This is a genomic window from Mycolicibacterium helvum (assembly GCF_010731895.1).
Classification (GTDB): domain Bacteria; phylum Actinomycetota; class Actinomycetes; order Mycobacteriales; family Mycobacteriaceae; genus Mycobacterium; species Mycobacterium helvum.
The window spans coordinates 1,769,945-1,788,622 of sequence record NZ_AP022596.1 but is presented as its reverse complement, the minus strand read 5'-3'; the positions used below and the strand labels follow the sequence as shown (position 1 = coordinate 1,788,622).

19 protein-coding genes are annotated in these 18,678 nt (G+C 66.2%); 11 read left to right on the top strand and 8 right to left on the bottom strand.

Annotated elements, in window-relative coordinates:
- Position 1: 1 nt before the first annotated feature.
- Positions 2-1,186: a molecular chaperone DnaJ gene (gene dnaJ, locus G6N38_RS08375; RefSeq protein ID WP_163747102.1), complete on the top strand. Its 1,185-nt coding sequence runs from the start codon at positions 2-4 to the stop codon at positions 1,184-1,186.
- The gene (locus G6N38_RS08370; protein ID WP_163747101.1) at positions 1,186-1,566 is read left to right on the top strand and encodes a heat shock protein transcriptional repressor HspR; all 381 of its coding nucleotides are present in this window, start codon (positions 1,186-1,188) and stop codon (positions 1,564-1,566) included. Before dnaJ ends, G6N38_RS08370 begins: the two co-directional genes overlap by 1 nt.
- A gap of 9 nt (positions 1,567-1,575) precedes the next feature.
- Here the strand turns inward: G6N38_RS08370 and G6N38_RS08365 are convergent, their stop codons facing one another.
- The 4 genes from G6N38_RS08365 to G6N38_RS08350 form a co-directional block, all read right to left on the bottom strand.
- A complete protein-coding gene (locus G6N38_RS08365; protein WP_163747100.1) occupies positions 1,576-2,478 on the bottom strand; it encodes an aldose 1-epimerase in 903 nt (300 codons plus the stop codon).
- A gap of 9 nt (positions 2,479-2,487) precedes the next feature.
- Positions 2,488-2,745 carry a hypothetical protein gene (locus tag G6N38_RS08360; protein ID WP_163747099.1) on the bottom strand — a complete coding sequence of 86 codons (258 nt, stop codon included), beginning with the start codon at positions 2,743-2,745 and terminating at the stop codon, positions 2,488-2,490.
- Between the two features lie 108 nt (positions 2,746-2,853).
- The gene (locus tag G6N38_RS08355) at positions 2,854-4,029 is read right to left on the bottom strand and encodes an FAD-binding oxidoreductase (protein ID WP_163747098.1); all 1,176 of its coding nucleotides are present in this window, start codon (positions 4,027-4,029) and stop codon (positions 2,854-2,856) included.
- Positions 4,030-4,052: 23 nt separating this feature from the next.
- Positions 4,053-4,721, bottom strand: coding sequence for a GAP family protein (locus G6N38_RS08350; RefSeq protein ID WP_163747097.1), 669 nt, complete (start codon positions 4,719-4,721; stop codon positions 4,053-4,055).
- A 61-nt stretch (positions 4,722-4,782) separates the two neighbouring features.
- Between G6N38_RS08350 and G6N38_RS08345 the strand changes: the two genes are divergently transcribed.
- Positions 4,783-5,190, top strand: coding sequence for a hypothetical protein (locus G6N38_RS08345; protein ID WP_163747096.1), 408 nt, complete (start codon positions 4,783-4,785; stop codon positions 5,188-5,190).
- On the opposite strand, the gene G6N38_RS08340 is transcribed toward G6N38_RS08345, so the two are convergent.
- Positions 5,187-6,785: a hypothetical protein gene (locus G6N38_RS08340; RefSeq protein ID WP_163747095.1), complete on the bottom strand. Its 1,599-nt coding sequence runs from the start codon at positions 6,783-6,785 to the stop codon at positions 5,187-5,189. The two genes, G6N38_RS08345 and G6N38_RS08340, sit on opposite strands and share 4 nt — an antisense overlap.
- Here G6N38_RS08340 and G6N38_RS08335 point away from each other — a divergent pair.
- Together G6N38_RS08335 and G6N38_RS08330 are read left to right on the top strand one after the other, a co-directional pair.
- Positions 6,754-7,233, top strand: coding sequence for a hypothetical protein (locus tag G6N38_RS08335; protein ID WP_163747094.1), 480 nt, complete (start codon positions 6,754-6,756; stop codon positions 7,231-7,233). The genes G6N38_RS08340 and G6N38_RS08335 overlap by 32 nt on opposite strands.
- A gap of 352 nt (positions 7,234-7,585) precedes the next feature.
- Entirely contained in the window at positions 7,586-8,530 is a 945-nt protein-coding gene (locus G6N38_RS08330) for a putative antibiotic biosynthesis monooxygenase (RefSeq protein ID WP_163747093.1), read from the top strand.
- Here G6N38_RS08330 and G6N38_RS08325 read toward each other — a convergent pair.
- Positions 8,527-8,829: a hypothetical protein gene (locus G6N38_RS08325; protein ID WP_163747092.1), complete on the bottom strand. Its 303-nt coding sequence runs from the start codon at positions 8,827-8,829 to the stop codon at positions 8,527-8,529. The two genes, G6N38_RS08330 and G6N38_RS08325, sit on opposite strands and share 4 nt — an antisense overlap.
- A 180-nt stretch (positions 8,830-9,009) precedes the next feature.
- Here G6N38_RS08325 and clpB point away from each other — a divergent pair, with 180 nt between their 5' ends.
- Positions 9,010-11,556 carry an ATP-dependent chaperone ClpB gene (gene clpB / locus G6N38_RS08320; protein ID WP_163747091.1) on the top strand — a complete coding sequence of 849 codons (2,547 nt, stop codon included), beginning with the start codon at positions 9,010-9,012 and terminating at the stop codon, positions 11,554-11,556.
- A 98-nt stretch (positions 11,557-11,654) separates the two neighbouring features.
- Positions 11,655-13,016, top strand: coding sequence for an alpha/beta hydrolase domain-containing protein (locus tag G6N38_RS08315; RefSeq protein WP_163747090.1), 1,362 nt, complete (start codon positions 11,655-11,657; stop codon positions 13,014-13,016).
- Here G6N38_RS08315 and G6N38_RS08310 read toward each other — a convergent pair.
- Positions 13,013-13,828, bottom strand: coding sequence for an enoyl-CoA hydratase/isomerase family protein (locus G6N38_RS08310; protein ID WP_163747089.1), 816 nt, complete (start codon positions 13,826-13,828; stop codon positions 13,013-13,015). The genes G6N38_RS08315 and G6N38_RS08310 overlap by 4 nt on opposite strands.
- Positions 13,829-13,904: 76 nt before the next feature.
- Between G6N38_RS08310 and ttfA the strand changes: the two genes are divergently transcribed.
- Genes ttfA through G6N38_RS08290 form a run of 4 tightly spaced genes read left to right on the top strand, consistent with a single transcriptional unit; the run spans position 13,905 to position 16,801 of the window.
- Positions 13,905-14,678, top strand: coding sequence for a trehalose monomycolate transport factor TtfA (gene ttfA, locus G6N38_RS08305; protein ID WP_163747088.1), 774 nt, complete (start codon positions 13,905-13,907; stop codon positions 14,676-14,678).
- 17 nt (positions 14,679-14,695) lie between these two features.
- Entirely contained in the window at positions 14,696-15,472 is a 777-nt protein-coding gene (locus tag G6N38_RS08300; protein WP_163747087.1) for an SDR family NAD(P)-dependent oxidoreductase, read from the top strand.
- Positions 15,459-16,019: an orotate phosphoribosyltransferase gene (gene pyrE, locus G6N38_RS08295; protein WP_163747086.1), complete on the top strand. Its 561-nt coding sequence runs from the start codon at positions 15,459-15,461 to the stop codon at positions 16,017-16,019. The genes G6N38_RS08300 and pyrE overlap by 14 nt, the downstream gene beginning before the upstream one ends.
- Positions 16,020-16,030: 11 nt before the next feature.
- Positions 16,031-16,801: a hypothetical protein gene (locus tag G6N38_RS08290; protein WP_163747085.1), complete on the top strand. Its 771-nt coding sequence runs from the start codon at positions 16,031-16,033 to the stop codon at positions 16,799-16,801.
- 1 nt (position 16,802) lies between these two features.
- On the opposite strand, the gene G6N38_RS08285 is transcribed toward G6N38_RS08290, so the two are convergent.
- Positions 16,803-18,674 (bottom strand): putative bifunctional diguanylate cyclase/phosphodiesterase, encoded by a 1,872-nt coding sequence (locus tag G6N38_RS08285; RefSeq protein WP_163747084.1) that lies wholly within the window; start codon positions 18,672-18,674, stop codon positions 16,803-16,805.
- Positions 18,675-18,678: the final 4 nt, after the last annotated feature.

Sequence of the window (18,678 nt, the reverse complement as noted above, 5' to 3'; positions counted from 1 at the left end):
CATGGTTCAACGAGAATGGGTTGAGAAGGACTTCTACAAAGTGCTCGGCGTCTCCTCCGACGCCAGCGAGGACGAGATCAAGCGGGTGGCCCGCAAGCTGCTCGCCGAGAATCACCCCGACCGCAACCCGGACAACGCCGCAGCCGACGAACGCTACAAAGAGGTCGGCGAGGCCAGGGATGTGCTGACCGATCCGGCCAAGCGCAAGGAATACGACGAGACCCGCCGGATGTTCGCCGGCGGCGGCTTCGGTCGCCGTGGCAACGGTAGCGGCGGTGGTTTCGGCGGATTCAGTGGCTATGGCGCTGATGGCGGTGAGTTCAACCTGAACGATCTGTTCGACACCGCCGGGCAGAGCGGTGGCACGAACATCGGTGACCTGTTCGGTGGCCTGTTCGGGCGTGGAGCCCCGCCGCGGCCCAGCCGGCCGCGGCGCGGCAAAGACCTGGAGACCGAGACCGATCTCGATTTCCTGGAGGCGACCAAGGGTGTCGCCATGCCGCTGCGGCTGACCAGCCCCGCGCCGTGCACGAATTGCCATGGCAGCGGCGCACGCCCGGGCACCAGCCCCAAGGTGTGCCCGACCTGCAACGGCTCCGGAGTGATCAACCGCAACCAGGGCGCGTTCGGGTTTTCCGAGCCGTGCACCGACTGTCGGGGCAGCGGCTCGATCATCGAGCACCCGTGCGACGAGTGCCACGGCACCGGGGTGACGACCCGGACCCGCACGATCAATGTCCGGATTCCACCGGGCGTCGAGGACGGTCAGCGCATTCGGCTGGCCGGTCAGGGTGAAGCCGGGCTGCGCGGTGCGCCGTCAGGCGATCTGTATGTCACCGTGCATGTTCGGCCGGACAAGGTGTTCGGTCGTGACGGTGACGACCTGACCGTGACGGTTCCGGTGAGCTTCACCGAACTGGCCTTGGGCACAACGCTTTCCGTGCCCACCCTGGAGGGCAAGGTTGGAGTGCGGGTGCCCAAGGGCACCGCGGACGGCCGGATCCTGCGGGTGCGTGGGCGCGGTGTGCCCAAGCGCGACGGTGGCCACGGCGACCTGTTGGTTACCGTCAAGGTCGCGGTGCCGCCCAACCTCGAGGGTCAGGCGCTGGAGGCGCTGGAGGCCTATGCGACAGCGGAGCGGGTGAGTGGCTTCGACCCCCGTGCTGGATGGGCGGGTAATCGCTGATGGCCTCTGCCAATGAGTCCCGAGAAACTCGAACGTTTCTCATTTCGGTGGCCGCCGAGCTGGCCGGTATGCATGCGCAGACCCTGCGCACCTACGACCGGCTCGGTTTGGTCAGCCCCCGGCGCAGTTCCGGTGGCGGGCGGCGATATTCGGAACGCGACGTCGAGCTCCTGCGAGAGGTGCAGCGGCTGTCCCAGGACGAGGGTGTCAACCTGGCCGGGATCAAGCGGATCATCGAACTGACCAACCAGGTCGAGGCCCTGCAGTCGCGGGTCGAGGAGATGATGGACGAGCTGGAGTCGTTGCGCGCCAACCAGCGTCGTGATCTTGCGGTCGTGCCGAAGAGCACGGCGCTGGTGGTCTGGAAGCCGCGGAGATAGTCCGCGAAGCTAGCTCACGCGGATGGTGAACACCGCGGTGGCAGGTTGGCCCGGTGTCGCCGTGCTGTAGGCGCCCGTACGCAGTGCGTTGGTCGGTGCGGCCATCGGCTCGATGGCGACCACATCATCGGTGCCGGGGGCGAAGATCTGTGCCGCCGGGAACCCATGGTCATAGACCACCTCGATGCGGCGGTCACCGCCGGCGACGGCGAACATCGCGCCCTGCGGAACCTCGTCGAACCCGTCGTCAAATATCTTGTCACCCAGTCTCTCCGAGAAGGCCGGCCACTCCTGGACCTCGCCGGTCGGGATGCCCTGGCCGTCCACCGGCAGATGGCGGAGTCTCGGAGTCTCTAGCGTCCACTCCGATCGGGGCACCCCGGGAATAGTCAAGTACGGATGGAAGCCGTAGCACAGCGGCACCGACACCGCGGTGGTCGGTGTGACCGTCGTCTGCACCGTGAGCGCGCGGTCGGCCAGCGTGACATCGAGGGTAAGGACGTGGGGAAACGGGAAGCTGGCCAGCAATCGCGGCTGTGCCCCGAAGTCCAGGTCAGCGGTCAGCCGGCTCTCGGAGTGGTCGGTGACCAGCCAGCTCGGGTTGCCCGCGAGCACGCCGTGCATCGGGAGGCCGTGCTCGTCGGTACGGACACCACCAACGCCGGGAGTCAGGGTCACCGCCCCGCCGTCGACGCCATATTCGTTGGCGCTCAACCGATTCGCCCACGGATACAGGAGTGGAATGCCCATCGTCTTCGCGTCTGACAAGTAGGCGCTCAAGCCGCGACGCTGCCCCAGGAGTTCGACGCCGTCGTCGGACAGCGAGGTGCAGATCATGCCCGCGGTTGGCAGATATGTGGCAGTCAACGGTGAGGAAGGATCTCGTAGAACGACGGACGGCAGCTGGGCCATCGTCGGAGTCTAACGATGCGGCGAGGAAAGAACGCCGTCGCGGCGGGCCCGTCCCAGATTGGCCATCACCCGGTCCACCACCGTTGCGTAAGCGGCACCATTGTTCAGGATGTCGTCGCGGCCGTGATGGCGGAGGTACGCGTCGAGCCGCCGCTCCAAGGGCCAGTCCCAGTATGTTCGCCCGGTATATGGCGAGCACAGGAATTCCCATGCGATGGCCTCGAGTTCGCGCTCGACAATCTGGTCTGCCGGGCCGTTAGCCGCCATCCCAACCCCTCACTAGCACCCCCTACACACAAATGGTCGTCCCGGTCCAGGCGGTTCGAAAGGGACGAAAGTCACAGAACTCGGGGCTTGGGGTCGCCGCCGTCGTGGTCAGCTCAACGGGTCGTGCTGAATGCGCTCGGGTGGCGCGCCCTTGGCGACCAGAGCGTCGTAGGTGGCACGCACCATGGCGGGGCCACCGCAGATCAGAATCTGGCGGTCACCCCAGGCGCCGTACTTGGTCACCACATCGGGCAGCCGTCCGGTCTGGCGCACGTGTAGGCCGCGGGGCGGCTGGACATCGGGATAGTCGGCCGCCCACGGTGGATCACCGGCGTACTCCGACACCGGTGACACCGACAACCACGGGCTGGAGGCGGCGATCTCCCACAGGGTCCGCAGGTCGTACAGCTCGCAGGGATAGCGGGCGCCGAAAAACAGGTGAACTCGGGGATTCTCGCCGAACCGGCACAGGTCCATGATCAGCGCGCGCAGCGGCGCGAGCCCGGTGCTGCCCGCCACCATCAGCACGTCCTCCCCGTCGCGGTCCACCTCCATCGCGCCATGCGGACTGGACAGCCGCCACCGGTCGCCCGGCCGGGTTTCGGCCACCATCGCATGGCTGACCATGCCACCCGACACGGAACGCACGTGGAACTCGATGAAGCCGTCCGGATCAGCCGGCATGGCGGGGGAGAGGAACCGCCAGCGCCGCGGCCACTGCGGGATCGAAACGTTGACGTACTGACCCGAGTGGTAGGGCATCGGCCGGTCGAGGTGCAGGCGGACGACCGCGATATCGCGCGACACCCGTTGGTGCTCCAAGACGGTGCCGTCCCACCAGGCTGGTCCGTCCTCGGCGTCGGCCGCGCCGGACATGATGCCGGTGATCAGGTTGATGGCCTGGGTGGCGGCGTCGTCGACCGCGGCGGTCCAGCTGTCGATCAGATGGCTGCGCATCGTGGAGTACCAGGCTCGCCGCATGCTGTCGTAATGCTGTTCGGTGACACCATATTTGCGGTGGTCGCGGCCGAGCTGCGCCAGGAAGCTCACCGGTGCCTGGGCACGTTGGGCGACGAACTCGCCGAACACCCAGTGCATGGCGCGGCCGAACGCCGCACGTTGGGGAGCGAGCTCCGGCGGGAACAGGTCACGCACCTGCGTGTCCAGGGCGAACCACCGGGTGTATATGCGGCGGAGCAGTTCCTCGGAGTCGGCCTGGGGATCCCCCGAGCGTTCGAAGGCAGCCTGCAGCACCCGAAGCGCGTCACGATCCTCGAGGCCCACGGCCGTGATTTTAGGCGCGTCGTTTACAGGCCGTGGATGCCCTTGTACAGCACCATGACACCGATGACGACAAGGATGACCGCGACCAGTGTCGCGTGCTGGGCTTCCATCCAGTTCTTCAGCTTGGTCAGCGGTGCGTCCAGCCGCTCGCCGGCCACCAGGTAGGCCAGCACCGGCAACGCCACCGACGACGCGGCGACGGCGGTGAAGACCGCATCGGCAGTCCAGGCGCCCGTGGTGCCGAGGCCCGCCGAGCCGATCGCCAAGCCCGCCGCGGCGCACATGAACAGGACCTTGGGGTTGATGACCACCAGGACGACCGCGGTGACGAAGGCACGACCCGGGCCGATGCTGGTCATCGATGTCAGCCAGCCCGGCGTGTGTGCCGAGCGGTTGCGGGTGAACCATCGGTAGAGCCCGAACACGATGAGCGCCGCGCCGATCGCGATGCGGACGTACGGCGCCCACGTCGGCTGTTTGTTCAGTCCACCGAGGGCGTTGGACACCAGCACGAACCCCGCCGTGAGTCCGGCGATGCCCAGTACCCAGCCCAGCAGGAACGCCATGCTGGTCGGCCGGGGTGAGGGCGTGTGCAGCATGAGAATGCCCGGAATGATCGTCAGCGGGGACAGCGTGATGACGAGCGCCAGCGGGATCAATTCGGCCAGTTCTGAGCCGAGACCAGTCGTCACAGATGCCTCCTGGCGATAGTCGGACAACATGCGGCCACGGCTGACCGTACTATCTCTGCCCGTGGGCAAGGATGCCGACGAGGAAATGGGTGATGGCGGCCACGACGGCCAGCAGAACACCCTGATCTACGTCTCCGGGGTGGCAGCGATACTGCTGCTCGTGTTGCTGGTGTACGCGGTCATGGACACCGCGGAGAGCTCCCAGCGCCAAGACGGCCCGGTCGTATACGCGCCCGCCATCACCACCACGCCGACGACCACGTCCCGCACGACGACGAGGACCACGACGACGAGGTCGACTCAGCTCTCGACCACCGAGCTGAACCCGACGTCCGCGCCGCCGTCCCCGAGCGAGACCGCGGGTGAACTGACGGTGCCGCCGGAGACGGACTACTCCACGCCCACGACCACGGTCACGATGACCAACCCGTACGCCACGACGTCACCCCCGAACGCGGGGCGTACCTAGGGGTTCTGCAGCTCCGCAGTGATCATTTCGAAGCCGCCGGTCTTCCAGGCAGTCATGAAGTCGTCGAGCGGCATCGGGAACCCCTGTCCGTTCTGAACGCTGCTGTCGTTGACGTAGATGGTGTTCTTGGCCAGGTCGACGCTGATCACGAGGAGGGCATGGTCCGCAGTGGCTGCCTCTAGGTTCGCGGGCGACTGATTGAAATACCGCCGCTGGTATGCATTCCACATGACATCGGCGTTGGCGCCGACGATGACGGCCTGACCCTGCTGCAGTGCCGCGAACATCGCTTGTTTGGCTACCTCGTCCTGGCCCTTGAGGTACGTCGTGTAGTCAGCGTTGATGCCGTTCTCGTTCAGCAAGGTGACGGCATCCTCGAAATTCATACCGCCAACGTTCCGGTCGTACATCATCTTTCCGTATTTGATTCCGCTGGGGGTCGCGGACGCTTGGCCGATGAGTTGCTGTGCCAGGGCGCGAATGTCGTCCGGTGCCGTGATGCCCTTGAGCTGGCTGATGGCGGCGGCGCTCGCCATCAGTGTGCAGGTGCCCTTGAAGCCCAGCTCGTAGAAATAGCCTTGCCGGGTCCAGTACGGATAGTTGGCGGTGTAATCGCCGTACTGGGCGTCCGAGGGCGACGGCGGGGCGATGACGTCGGGCTTAGCGACGCCGAGGACACGGGCCACGTCGAAGGTCAGGTTGGACAGGTTGTCCTGTGCGACCTCAAGCTGGTTCACGACGGCTTGCGCGATGCCGCCAAAGAACTGTTGAGGAGAGGGAAGTGACCACACTAGTCTCGTCGTGCTCGGTGGCGGCGGTGGCGTCGAGGGGGAACTCGCCAGCTGGGTGGTGACGAGCTGGTAATTCGAGCCACCCCAAGCCTTCTGAAAGTCGTCGATGCTCATCGTCAGGCCTTGCCCGTCGGTGGACCGGGTCGGATCGTTGATGGTGACCGTGCCGTTGACGTTGTCGACTCCGATCACGATGACCGTCTTGTCTTGCTTATCGGCACTACCGTCGACCGGGCCGTCTATGGTCACGATCATCACCTTGGTCGGATCCTGCAACCCATTGGTGAGGGCGTTGAACGCGAAGCTCCACTGATCGGAGCCGTAGTTGCGGATGATGACCCGAACCTTCTTGTCCTGCAGCAGTTCAAAGCTGTCGGCGAACGAGACGAACGATGAGGGGCTGACATAGATCATCTTGCCGAGGTTGGATGTGCTGGGGGTGACCGCGGCCAAGTCGATGAACTCTTGGAGGTTGGGTGCGGTCCCGCTGAGTTGCGCGTACGCCATGGCGACGGTGGCAATCGACGACGAGAAGTAGGTCGTCGCTGGAACGAAGAACTGCTTGTTGAGCGTCGGGTTGCCGTAGGGCAGCGCCTGGGTGATGACCTCGCGCGAGAAGCCCAGGATGTGCTCGACGTCGGATCGCAACGTCTCGAGACCGTCTCGAACGCCGTTGACCTGGTTGGTCACGGTCACCTGAATGTTGTAGACGAACTGCTGGAGGTCCTTCAGGATCTGGTTCGGCGTCGGCAGCGCTGGTACGGCGGCCGCGATGGCTCGCCGTGCAACGACCGCGGACTGCACGCCGGAGTTCGTCGTCGCGTTTTGCGCTATCGCCGATGGCGTTGTGGCAGAGCTGCTTTCGTCACTCTGGCTGGCGGAGGCGGCGCTTGAGGCGGTGAGGGTGTCCGACGAGTCGGTCTTACCCGGCCGGGTCGGCTTCGTGGCGGCGTTGCTCGGCGATATCCGCTTGGTCGAGCCTGTGGACGAGGTGACGCGGCCGCGCGGGCCGGTGGGCTTGGTCGGCGACCCTTTGCCGACTGTCGAGGTTGACGGGCGCGAGCTGACGGCCGCCGAGCTGCTGGTCGAGGACGAGCCGTCGTTGCCTGCGGTATCGGCTGCCGCGACGGCAGCGCCGCCTATCATTGCCGCGCCCATGCCCAGGGTCATCGCTCCGGCGCTGAGCCAGAGTCGTGGGTTGGGCGCGCGCCGACTCGCGGCTCCGTCGCATCGATCGAATTCGTCGCGGTAGCCCATCATGGCCAGCCCCCCGGTCATCGCCGTCTACAAAAGTGCTCGATGAGCGCACCGGATGTTAGCTGGCAGTTAGCTGAGCCGACTAGTGTCGCGGGTCTGAAGTCGGGTGGTAATTGTGGGTGGGTCAACGGTGCGTGCGAATTGCGCCACCGGCATTGAGCGACGTTGACCGAGAGACGTAGGTATGTGGTGGAGTTCGCATCCTACGGACAGACACCGGGGAATCGGCTTTTCCGCGACGTCGAGATGAGCGCGGCCAACAATGCGGACCGACCACGACGACGGTGGCTATGCCCACCCCGTATGCCACGCCGTCGCCACCGAATACCAGGCATACCTTGTGTCCCATGAGCGCAGCGACCGTCGTCACGATCTTTCATCCCTCGACCCACCCCGCGGCCTTCACTGCGTGGGCCGGTGAGTTGCGCGCCACCGCCCCCGAGGCGACCGACTTCCGGATCTCCGTGCTGCGCGATCCACACCTAGATTGGGGAATCGCGGTCACCTTCGCCAATGCGCGGGCCCTGCATCACTGGCTGGACAGCGCCGCGCGTCAACGTTCGCTGAGTACCGGTCGGCAGAGTGGAATGCTGTGTGCCACAGCAGATATGGTGATCGGCGAAGATGGCGGTTTGCCGTCGGGGGTTGGGTTCTTCCGGCACACCGTAGCGCCGGGCCGCGTGGATGAATTCGTGGTGGCCGAGGCGCGACTGGTCGAGGTGAGCGCGCAGTTCAGCGGCTTTGAAGGGTGCTGCACCTTCGCCCCGGCCACCGGCGGTGAGGCATTTGCGGTGCTGCGGTTTCGCACCGAGCGCCAACTCGGGACGTGGCTGGAGTCCCCCGAGCGGTCGGAGGCGCTCGGGCCGCTGCGGGAGAGTCTGACCCGCGAATTCTCGCTGGTGTCCTCGACGACGACGTTCGGTTCGACGGTGCGCACCGAGAACGGGCACACCGCGGTCACGCCGAACTGGAAGACGGCGATGCTGATCCTGTTGGTGCTCTACCCGACGGTGATGCTGCTGTCGCGGTTCCTGGGGCCGATCCTCGACAACCGTGGCGCCCCGCCCTGGTTGGCGATGTGGCTGAGCCAGGTGGTCAGCGTCGTTGCCCTGCAATGGGCGTTGATGCCCTTGGCCGGGCGGTGGTTTCGGCGCTGGCTCGACCCGATCGACGGTGCGGGAACCCGCGTCAGCACCATCGGTGCAGGCGTGGTGATCCTCGGCTACCTGGTGACGCTGGGTCTGTTCGCGGCAGTGCAGTGGCTGCAGTACTGGGACTTCTCGCGCGCTTAGATGCGCCGCAGCGTCCAGGCCGGCACCCAGTGCGTCACCGCCTTGCGGTTGGGGCCATAGGCGATCTCGTAGGTGACCATGCCCCACCAATCGCCCTGCTCGCACAGCCCCCAGCAGGACAGCGTGCCCCTGACGACCTTGTGCATCTGAAGGCCGTGGGGGTGGTAGTGGCCGGTCCGGTGTGGTTGGCGCGGGAACAGCACGGTCAAATCAACCAAGACCGGGACTGGTGGGCGGACCAACCGAAACGGGTCCCGGACGGGTTGCCCGGTGTAGCCGATCGACACCCGCTCCGCCATCGTTCGATCATATGTTCGAGTACCGGAGAGCGGGGTCGAAAGCCCCTAGCGAAAATTGGTCCAAAAAAGTTAAAGTTGAGCGGAACAGACTCAACATTGACGGCGTTGAAGAAGGCGACAAGCATTTTGCCGTGCCCTGCCGTCTGCGCGTGGGCTCGGCCTGACTGAAACGGAGGTGTCGTGGATTCTTTCAACCCGACAACCAAGACTCAGGCGGCGCTGACCGCTGCGTTGCAAGCGGCCAGTGCCGCAGGTAACCCGGAGATCAGGCCTGCCCACCTGCTGTTGGCTCTGCTCACGCAGGCTGACGGCATCGCTGCGCCGTTGCTCGAGGCTGTCGGTGTCGATCCGGCCACGATCCGCGCCGAGGCGCAACGGCTGGTCGACCGGCTGCCGACGAGCAGCGGCGCGACCTCGCAACCCCAGCTGAGCCGGGAGGCGCTCGCCTCAATTACCGTGGCGCAGCAGCTCGCAACAGAGATGGACGACGAATACGTCTCCACCGAGCACCTGATGGTCGGCCTGGCCACCGGCGACTCCGACACGGCCAAGTTGCTCACCGGTCACGGCGCGTCGCCGCAGATGCTGCGCGACGCGTTCGTGAAGGTCCGCGGTAGCGCCCGGGTGACCAGCCCGGATCCCGAGGCCAGCTATCAGGCGCTGGAGAAGTACTCCACCGACCTGACCGCCCGCGCGCGGGAAGGCAAGCTCGACCCGGTCATCGGGCGCGACAACGAGATTCGCCGCGTCATCCAGGTGTTGAGCCGGCGCACCAAGAACAATCCCGTGCTCATCGGTGAGCCCGGCGTCGGCAAGACCGCGATCGTGGAGGGCCTGGCCCAGCGGATCGTGGCTGGTGACGTGCCGGAGAGCCTGCGCGACAAGACCGTCGTCTCCCTGGATATGGGGTCGATGGTTGCCGGCGCGAAGTACCGCGGTGAATTCGAGGAGCGGCTCAAGGCCGTCCTCGACGACATCAAGAACTCGGCCGGGCAGGTCATTACGTTCATCGACGAGCTGCACACCATCGTCGGCGCCGGTGCCACCGGCGAAGGCGCGATGGACGCCGGAAACATGATCAAGCCGATGCTGGCCCGCGGCGAGCTGCGGATGGTCGGCGCGACCACGCTCGAGGAGTACCGCAAGTACATCGAAAAGGACGCCGCGCTGGAGCGCCGCTTCCAACAGGTGCTGGTCGGCGAACCGTCGGTCGAGGACACCGTCGGCATCCTGCGCGGTCTTAAGGACCGCTACGAGGTGCATCACGGTGTGCAGATCACCGACTCGGCTCTGGTTGCGGCGGCCACGTTGTCCGACCGCTACATCACCAGCCGGTTCCTGCCGGACAAGGCCATCGACCTGGTCGACGAGGCCGCGTCGCGGCTGCGGATGGAGATCGACTCCCGGCCCGTCGAGGTCGACGAGGTCGAGCGGCTGGTGCGCCGGCTGGAGATCGAGGAGATGGCGCTGGCCAAGGAAACCGACGATGCGTCACGCGACCGCCTCGAGAAGCTGCGCGCCGAGCTGGCCGACCTGAAGGAAAAGCTGGCCGAACTCACGACGAGATGGCAGAACGAGAAGAACGCCATCGACATCGTGCGTGAGTTCAAGGAGCAGCTGGACGTCCTGCGCGGTGAGGCCGACCGGGCCGAGCGCGACGGCGACCTGGCCAAGGCCGCCGAGCTGCGCTACGGCCGCATCCCTGAGGTGGAGAAGAAGCTCGACGCGGCGCTGCCCCAGGCAGAGGCTCAGGCGAACGTCATGCTCAAGGAACAGGTCGGACCCGACGACATCGCGGACGTGGTGGCGGCCTGGACCGGCATCCCGGCCGGCCGTCTGCTCGAAGGCGAGACCGCCAAGCTGCTGCGCATGGAGGAGGAACTGGGCCGACGGGTCGTGGGCCAAAAACGGGCCGTCCAAGCGGTTTCCGATGCCGTCCGGCGCAGCCGGGCCGGGGTCGCCGATCCCAACCGGCCGACGGGCTCGTTCCTGTTCCTTGGTCCGACCGGTGTCGGTAAGACCGAGCTGGCCAAGGCACTCGCCGACTTCTTGTTCGACGACGAGCGCGCCATGGTCCGCATCGACATGAGCGAATACGGCGAGAAGCATTCCGTCGCAAGGCTTGTCGGTGCCCCGCCCGGGTACATCGGCTACGACCAAGGTGGTCAGCTGACCGAGGCGGTGCGGCGGCGCCCCTATACGGTGGTGCTGTTCGACGAGGTCGAGAAGGCCCACCCGGACGTGTTCGACGTGCTGCTGGCGGTCCTCGATGAGGGCCGACTGACTGATGGCCAGGGCCGTACGGTCGACTTCCGCAACACCATCCTCATCCTGACCTCGAACCTGGGGTCGGGCGGCAACGAGGAGCAGGTGATGGCGGCGGTGCGCGCGGCGTTCAAGCCGGAGTTCATCAACCGCCTCGACGATGTGCTGATCTTCGAGGGTCTCAAGCCCGACGAGCTGGTGCAGATCGTCGACATCCAATTGGCGCAGCTGCAGAAGCGGCTCGCCCAGCGCCGCCTGGAGTTGCAGGTGTCGCTGGATGCCAAGAAGTGGCTCGCCGATCGCGGGTTCGACCCGGTCTACGGCGCACGGCCGCTGCGGCGACTGGTGCAGCAGGCCATTGGGGACCAGCTCGCCAAGCTGCTGCTCGCCGGCGAGGTGCACGACGGTGACGTCGTGCCGGTCGACGTGGCCCCGGACGGCGAATCACTGGTTCTGGGCTAAGTCTCGAGGCCGAGCAGACGCAGAATCGCACAATCCGCCCCGCGGATGCGAGTCTGCGTCTGCTCGTGTTTCGGGCTCCCGGCCTCTGCTATTGATTGATGGTGTCGACCACCGATCCCGTCATCAGCGCCGTCCCCGGGAGACCGAATCTCCTGCTCGGGGCCTACGACCTGGCCACCGTCGGCTACCGTGCCGACGAGTACTTCGTCGCGGGCACGGCGTTCTCGTATGCGCCGGTGGAGACCGCCCCCTACGCCACCCGCATTGTCGTCCTGCGCCCACTGGACGAGGCCGCCTGGAATGGGACGGTGATCGTCGAATGGCTCAATGTCAGCGGCGGCATCGACGCACCGGCCGTCTGGTTCATGGCTCACCGGGAGATCGCCAGGGCCGGGTATGGGTACGTCGCCGTCTCCGCCCAGCGCGTCGGGATCGAGGGCGGCCCCAGTCTGGTTGGCGATGCCTCCCTGAAAACCCTGGATCCACAACGATATTCAGAACTCGATCATCCGGGCGACAACTTCGCCTACGACATCTTCACCCAGGTCGGCCAGGCCGTGCGCGCCGGCGTGATCGACGGTCTCGTACCGCAATTCGTGCTGGCGGCGGGCGAGTCGCAGTCGGCTACCTTCCTGACCACCTACGTCAACGAGGTCGACCCGGCCGCCGGTGTCTATGACGGCTTCCTGATCCACTCACGGTTCGGGTCGGCGGCGCCGCTGGACGGCACGTCCCTGCTCGACGAATCCGGTGCCTTCCACACTCTGCCGGTACCTTTCCGCGCCGATGTGCGGGTGCCGGTGCTCACCGTGATCACCGAAACCGACCTCCTCGGCGCGCGGCTGCTCGGTTACGTCCACGCCCGCGTGCCGGACACCGAGCACCTGCGGGTCTGGGAGATCCCTGGCTCGGCGCACGCCGACAACTACACGATCGGGGTGGGATTCATCGACAACGGGGCTGTGCCGCTGGATCAGATCGTCGCGGCGTACGCGCCGACCAACAACCTCATGGGTCAGCAGCTGCCGCACTTCATCAACTTCGCCCCGCAACACCACTACGTGCTGCAGGCGGCGATCGCCGGGTTGCACGACTGGGTGCGCAGCGGGCGGCCGGCGCCGAGTGCGCCGCAGATCGCCCTGACCGGCACTGACCCTCCCGCCATCGCCCTTGATGCCGACGGTGTCGCGACCGGCGGCCTGCGAACCCCGTGGGTGGATGTCCCGAGTGCCCGCACATCCGGCGCCAGCGCCGACGACAACGTGCTGCTGGCGATCTTCGGCTCGGGTGAGCCTTTCGATACCGAGACGCTGGCCCGGCTGTACCCGGGTGGGCGGGCCGAGTATCTGGAGCGGTTCACCGCGGCGCTGGATGCGGCGATCGGCGGCGGCTTCCTGCTCGCGGCGGACCGCCTGGAGATCCTCGAGCTCGCCGCCGCGACTTTCCCGGCTGGGGACTAGCCGGTGCCCAGTTCGAATTCGCGGGTCTGCGCGCCGGCGTCGATGACCGCCTGGAGCAGTTGACGCGCGGCCGGCTGGGCGAGGGTTTCCCGAAACAGCTGGTCCTCGATAAGCAAGCCGCTCACCCGATCGACATGAGCGTCCAACGCCGTGTCGACCGCACGTTTGGCGGCGGTGATCGCCGTCGGGGCATAGCCCGCGATGCGCGCGGCCAGTCTGTCGACAAACCGCCGCAGCTCGTCGGGCGGCAATGCCCGGTCGATGTATCCCCAGGCTTCGGCCGTCGCGGCGTCGACGTCCATCCCACCCAAGATGGTTTCCAGGGCACGTCCGCGGCCGACCAGTCGCGGCAGTCGCTGGGTGCCGCCCCCGCCGGGGATGATCCCGACCGCCACTTCCGGATGGCCGAGAACAGTGGTGCCCAGTGCGGCATAGCGCATGTCGAACGCCATGGCGAACTCGCAGCCACCGCCGCGGCAGACACCCTCGATGACGGCGATCGTGGGCTTCGGCAGGGTCGCGACCAGCTCCGTCGTCGCGTGGAAGAGCGACAGCTCGTCATGCAGGCCAACGTCATCGGTGGGCAAGTCCAGGATCAACGCCACATCGGCATGCGCGATGAAGATCTCGGGGTCGGCGGAGTCGACGACCAGCACCCGGACCTGATCATCCGCCGTGATCTCCCGCATGAGGCGATCGATCTCGGTGAGCAGTGGCACGTCCAGGAGATTGATCGGCGGATTGTCGAGCGTGGCTCGGCAGATCCCTCGGTCTTTCGCGATCCGAATCAGCTGGTAGTCGTCGTAGGCCATGGCGGGAGGCTATGTGACGGGCTTGTGACCTGCTGGAGTTCTCGCTTCGGGCGGGTGAACAGATACGCTACGTCTAATGGTTCCGTTCTGGTTCACGCTGTCCGCGCTCTGCTTCGTGGGTGCGGCGGTGCTGTTGTACGTCGACATTGGCCGTCGACGTGGTTTGGGCCGCCGCCGTAAGTCCTGGGCGCGGTCGCACGGGTTCGATTTCGAACCCGAGTCCACCGAGATCATCGACCGCTGGAAGCGCGGCGTGATGTCGACTGTCGGCGAAGTCACCGCCCGCAATGTGGTGCTCGGTCAGATCCGCGGCGAGGCGGTGTACATCTTCGACCTCGAGGATGTCGCCACCGTGATCGCGCTCCACCGCAAGGTCGGCACCAATGTCGTGATGGACCTGCGGCTCAAGGGCATCGCCGAGCCGCGCGAGAGCGACATCTGGCTGCTGGGCGCCATCGGCCCGCGGATGGTCTACTCGACCAACCTCGACGCCGCCCGCCGGGCCTGTGACCGCCGGATGGTCACCTTCGCCCACACCGCACCGGATTGCGCCGAGATCATGTGGAACGAGCAGAACTGGACGCTGGTGTCCATGCCGATCTCCTCGACTCGCGCCCAGTGGGACGAGGGGCTGCGCACCGTGCGGCAGTTCAACGACCTGCTGAGGGTGCTGCCCCCGACCGCGCAACCGGCACTGCCGCCGTCCGCCGGGCGTCGCAACGCCTCGCCGGGGCGCCCGCTGGCGCCCGCCGGCCGTGGCGAGCTCCCGCCGGGACGGGCCGAGGTTCCGCCGCCGCTGCGCCCGCAGCAGCCGCGGAATGGCACACAGGCTCCGAACTTCCAGCGCTGAGCCGGTAGGGTCCTGGCGTGTCCCGTCCCGTTGCGCTTATCACTGGCCCCACCGCCGGCTTGGGCACCGGCTATGCCCGCCGCTACGCGCGCGACGGCTACAACCTGGTCCTTGTCGCGCGCAACGTGGAGCGCCTCGAGGACCTGGCCGCCGAACTGAGGGCCGCCAACGGCATCGACGTCGAGGTGTTGCCGGCCGATCTCACCAAGGCCGCTGACCGCGACGCTGTGGTCGACCGGCTGAGCGCCGGGGTAGACGTCCTGGTCAACAACGCCGGATTCGGCACCGCCGGTGAGTTCTGGACCGCCGAGCCCGCCCAGCTGCAGGCCCAGCTCGACGTCAACGTCACCGCGGTCATGCAGTTCACCCGTGCGGCCCTGCCGTCGATGATCGCGGCCGGTGCGGGCACGGTGATCAACATCGCCAGCGTCGCCGGGCTGCTCTCGGGGCGAGGGTCCACCTATTCGGCGTCGAAGGCGTGGGTGGTGTCGTTCACCGAGGGGTTGGGCAACGGTCTGGTCGGCACGGGTGTCAGCATCCACGCCGTGTGCCCGGGATTCGTCCACACCGAATTTCACGAGCGCGCCGGCATCGACATGGCCTCAATCCCGAACATCATGTGGCTGGACGTCGATGACGTGGTTGCAGAGAGCCTGGCCGATGTGGCCAAAGGCAAGATCATCAGCATTCCCGGCCTGCAGTACAAGGTGCTGACCACAGTCGGCCGGCTGGTGCCTCGCGGAGTGGTCCGCGCGGTCAACAACGGAATAGGACGTAGCCGTGGGCGCACCTGAAGTCAACGCCGCTGATCGCGCCGAACTCGCCGAGCTGGTCCGCCAGCTGTCGGTGGTGTTCGGCCGCGTCACCCTGTCCTCTGGCAAGGAAGCTGACTATTACGTCGACCTGCGCCGCGCCACCCTGCACCACCAGGCCGCACCGCTGATCGGCCGGCTGATGCGTGAGCTCACCGCCGACTGGGACTACGCGGCGGTCGGTGGATTGACCATGGGGGCTGACCCGGTGGCCAGCGCGATCATGCATGCGCCGGGTCGTCCGATCGACGCCTTCGTGGTGCGGAAGGCGCTGAAAAGCCATGGGATGCAGCGGCTTATCGAAGGTGCCGACGTGGTGGGTAAGCGGGTTCTGGTGGTCGAGGACACCAGCACGACCGGGGGTTCGGCGCTCACCGCCGTGCATGCGGTGCGTGATGCGGGCGCGACCGTCGTGGGTGTCGCGACAGTAGTGGACCGGGCCACCGGGGCGGCCGAGGCAATCGAGGCTGAGGGAGTGCCCTACCGCAGCGTGCTGGGCCTGTCCGACCTCGGCCTGCCGACATCCTGAACCTGACGACGATGGTGAGCATTGATGACGAGCCCGTCGAGGCTTCGGAATGGCAATGGGACGATGTCGTCGACGTGATTTGTGCCGGTGCCGGTCCGGGCGCGCTGGCTCACGCCATTTGGTGCACGGACCTCGACCTTGACGTCGAGTTCGTCGATGCAGAGTTGTCCTCGCAGACAATCGATCCCGATACTGCCGCTTATTTGCAGTCGATGACCGATGACCTGGGACCACCGGTGGCTCGCGACCCGGAGCTGGCAGTTATTCATGCCCAACCGGTCGTTGTCAGCAAGGATCGCCGCGCCACGATCGAGCCGTTCTTCGGCTCGCGGCTGCGGGACTTCTCAGCGCGCTGCGTCGCCTCGCCGTTCGGCGTCATCTTCAGCCAGATACCCGACGATATGGTCGCGCTGCGCTCCAGCGGCGAGACGATCCGGGCGGCTGTGCTGGGTGACTATCGACCCGAAACCGACCGCCCGGGTGCGGAACTGGCTGAGTGGTTGCGCGGCCAAGCCGATGAGCGCGGCCTCCTCGATCACGCCGGCACCGCCTTGCAGCGGCTGGTCTTCGAGGAGGGGCGAGTCGCCGGCGCAGCGCTGGCGACGCCAGACGGAACGCGGCTGGTGCGTGCGACTGTGGGTGTCGCTTTGTCGATCGGGTCTGTGCCCGACGGTGGTGATTGGCCGGTTCAGTCCGAGTTGCCCAGCGGCGCAGCGCAAGTCGCTGTTGTCAGTCGCACGGCCAGCAGGTTCGGCCTCGTCGAACTGGTGTACCCGACCTGATTCAGCCCCTGTGTGGCACGGAAAAGTCCACCGGGATAACCTTTTTGGCGAACAGTTCGGCCATCGCCTCACCAGGCACGGGGCGGGACAACAGAAATCCTTGAGCGCGATGGCAGCCGTGCTGGAGCAGTGTCATCGCTGCGGTCGGCGACTCGACCCCCTCGGCCACCAGCTCGAGGTTGAACGCCTCGGCCAGCGCGATGATCGCGCGCACGATCGCCAGGTCCTCCGGGTTGGTGCCGAGATCGAATACAAAGCCCTTGTCGATCTTGAGGGTGTCCACCGGAAGCGATTTCAGATGTGTCAGCACGCTGTAGCCGGTGCCGAAATCATCGATGGCGACCTGTACCCCGACGTCCTTGAGGCCGGCGAGGGTAATGCGGGTGGTCTCGATATCTTGCACCACAACGCTTTCGGTGATTTCTAGGCACACAGACTTGGCGTCGAGGTTGAACTCGGCGATCGTGTCGGCCACCGACTCGACGAAGCCATCGGTGACCAGCTGAACCGGCGAGACGTTGATCCGGATAACCGCGTCCTTGGCGATGCCGCGGGCATGCCAGCCGCTGAATTCCGAACAGGCGGCCCGCATCACCCATCGCCCCAATTCGCCTGCGAGATTGATAGATTCGGCGACGTTGATGAATGAATCCGGAAGCAGCAGGCCGCGTGTCGGGTGCTGCCAGCGCACCAGCGCCTCGGTGGCCAGGATCTCCCCGGTGCGCATGTCGACTTCGGGCAGATAATGCAGAATCAGCGTCCCGGCGTCGATCACGTTCTGGAGATGCAGCTCGATGTCGTTGCGGAACTCGCTCTTCAGCGACATCTCGTCGGTGAACATCGCGATCTTGTTGCCGCCCGCGTTCTTTGCGTTCAGCACCGCCTGGTCGGCGCGCCGCAGCAGATCCGAGGTGGTGTCCCGGCCCGGAACTCCCAGTGCGACACCGGCACTGACGGTCCGGGTGAGCATCTCGCCCCCGATCGTCACCCGGTCGCGTAGCACCGCCTGCAGTCGATGTGCCAGTGCCAGGGCGGCGTCGGCGTCCATCGGCTCGGCAGGGACGACCACGAACTCGTCACCACCGAGGCGGGCGATCAAATCGCCGTCGCCGGTCTCTTCGCTCAGTCGTTCGGCGAACGCCTGGATGAACCAGTCACCAGCGTGGTGACCCAGGTAATCGTTGATCGCCTTGAGCCGGTCGAGGTCGAGGAACAGCGCCGAGACCGGCCCGGGTCGGCCTGCCCGCAGCCGGTCGTCGAGGTAGGCCAGCAGTGCCCGGCGGTTATGCAGTCCCGTCAGGTCGTCATGCTCCGCGAGATAACGCAGCTGGTCCTCGGCGAACACCCGCGCTTGCACCTGGGCGAACAACGAGGCGATCGCCTTTAATGCGTTCAGTTCTTCCGGGGACCAGTCCTTGATGCCGAACTTGATGAATCCCAGGCATCCGGTTGTCGTGTCGCCGGACAACAGTGGAACCGATGCCATTGAGGTCAGGGCCATCCCCGTGCCCTCTTCGACCAGGCGCTGATACTCGTCTTCCGGGATCGGCTCGGGGGTGAAGAAGACCGGCTCTTTGGCATGCTCGGCAGCACCGAAGACAGGGTCGGCGTCGGCAAAGTAGATCAGTGCAAGCGGATCCGGGTCACGGTCGTGGGGTGGCCACTCGGCGATCAACCGGGTCGCACGAATGGTGTGGTCGTTGTAGCGGAGGAAACTCACGTCTACGCCGAAGGATGCCGACAATTGACCGAGCACTTGCTGACTGACCGTCGCCAAGGTTGCGGCATCGACCGCCATCAGCTGGGTCGCGACATGCGTGACGAGGTTATCCAAGCTGCTGCCAGCAGTCTCGGGCTCAGATTGTGTGGTCATCGTG

Bases quoted from the DNA above. Each gene is read 5' to 3' on its own strand.
- dnaJ (WP_163747102.1), top strand. From the start codon at position 2: ATGGTTCAACGAGAATGGGTTGAGAAGGACTTCTACAAAGTGCTCGGC.
- G6N38_RS08370 (WP_163747101.1), top strand. From the start codon at position 1,186: ATGGCCTCTGCCAATGAGTCCCGAGAAACTCGAACGTTTCTCATTTCG.
- G6N38_RS08365 (WP_163747100.1), bottom strand. From the start codon at position 2,478: ATGGCCCAGCTGCCGTCCGTCGTTCTACGAGATCCTTCCTCACCGTTG.
- G6N38_RS08360 (WP_163747099.1), bottom strand. From the start codon at position 2,745: ATGGCGGCTAACGGCCCGGCAGACCAGATTGTCGAGCGCGAACTCGAG.
- G6N38_RS08335 (WP_163747094.1), top strand. From the start codon at position 6,754: ATGGCTCGCCGTGCAACGACCGCGGACTGCACGCCGGAGTTCGTCGTC.
- G6N38_RS08330 (WP_163747093.1), top strand. From the start codon at position 7,586: ATGAGCGCAGCGACCGTCGTCACGATCTTTCATCCCTCGACCCACCCC.
- G6N38_RS08325 (WP_163747092.1), bottom strand. From the start codon at position 8,829: ATGGCGGAGCGGGTGTCGATCGGCTACACCGGGCAACCCGTCCGGGAC.
- G6N38_RS08315 (WP_163747090.1), top strand. From the start codon at position 11,655: ATGGTGTCGACCACCGATCCCGTCATCAGCGCCGTCCCCGGGAGACCG.
- G6N38_RS08310 (WP_163747089.1), bottom strand. From the start codon at position 13,828: ATGGCCTACGACGACTACCAGCTGATTCGGATCGCGAAAGACCGAGGG.
- ttfA (WP_163747088.1), top strand. From the start codon at position 13,905: ATGGTTCCGTTCTGGTTCACGCTGTCCGCGCTCTGCTTCGTGGGTGCG.
- G6N38_RS08290 (WP_163747085.1), top strand. From the start codon at position 16,031: ATGGTGAGCATTGATGACGAGCCCGTCGAGGCTTCGGAATGGCAATGG.
- G6N38_RS08285 (WP_163747084.1), bottom strand. From the start codon at position 18,674: ATGACCACACAATCTGAGCCCGAGACTGCTGGCAGCAGCTTGGATAAC.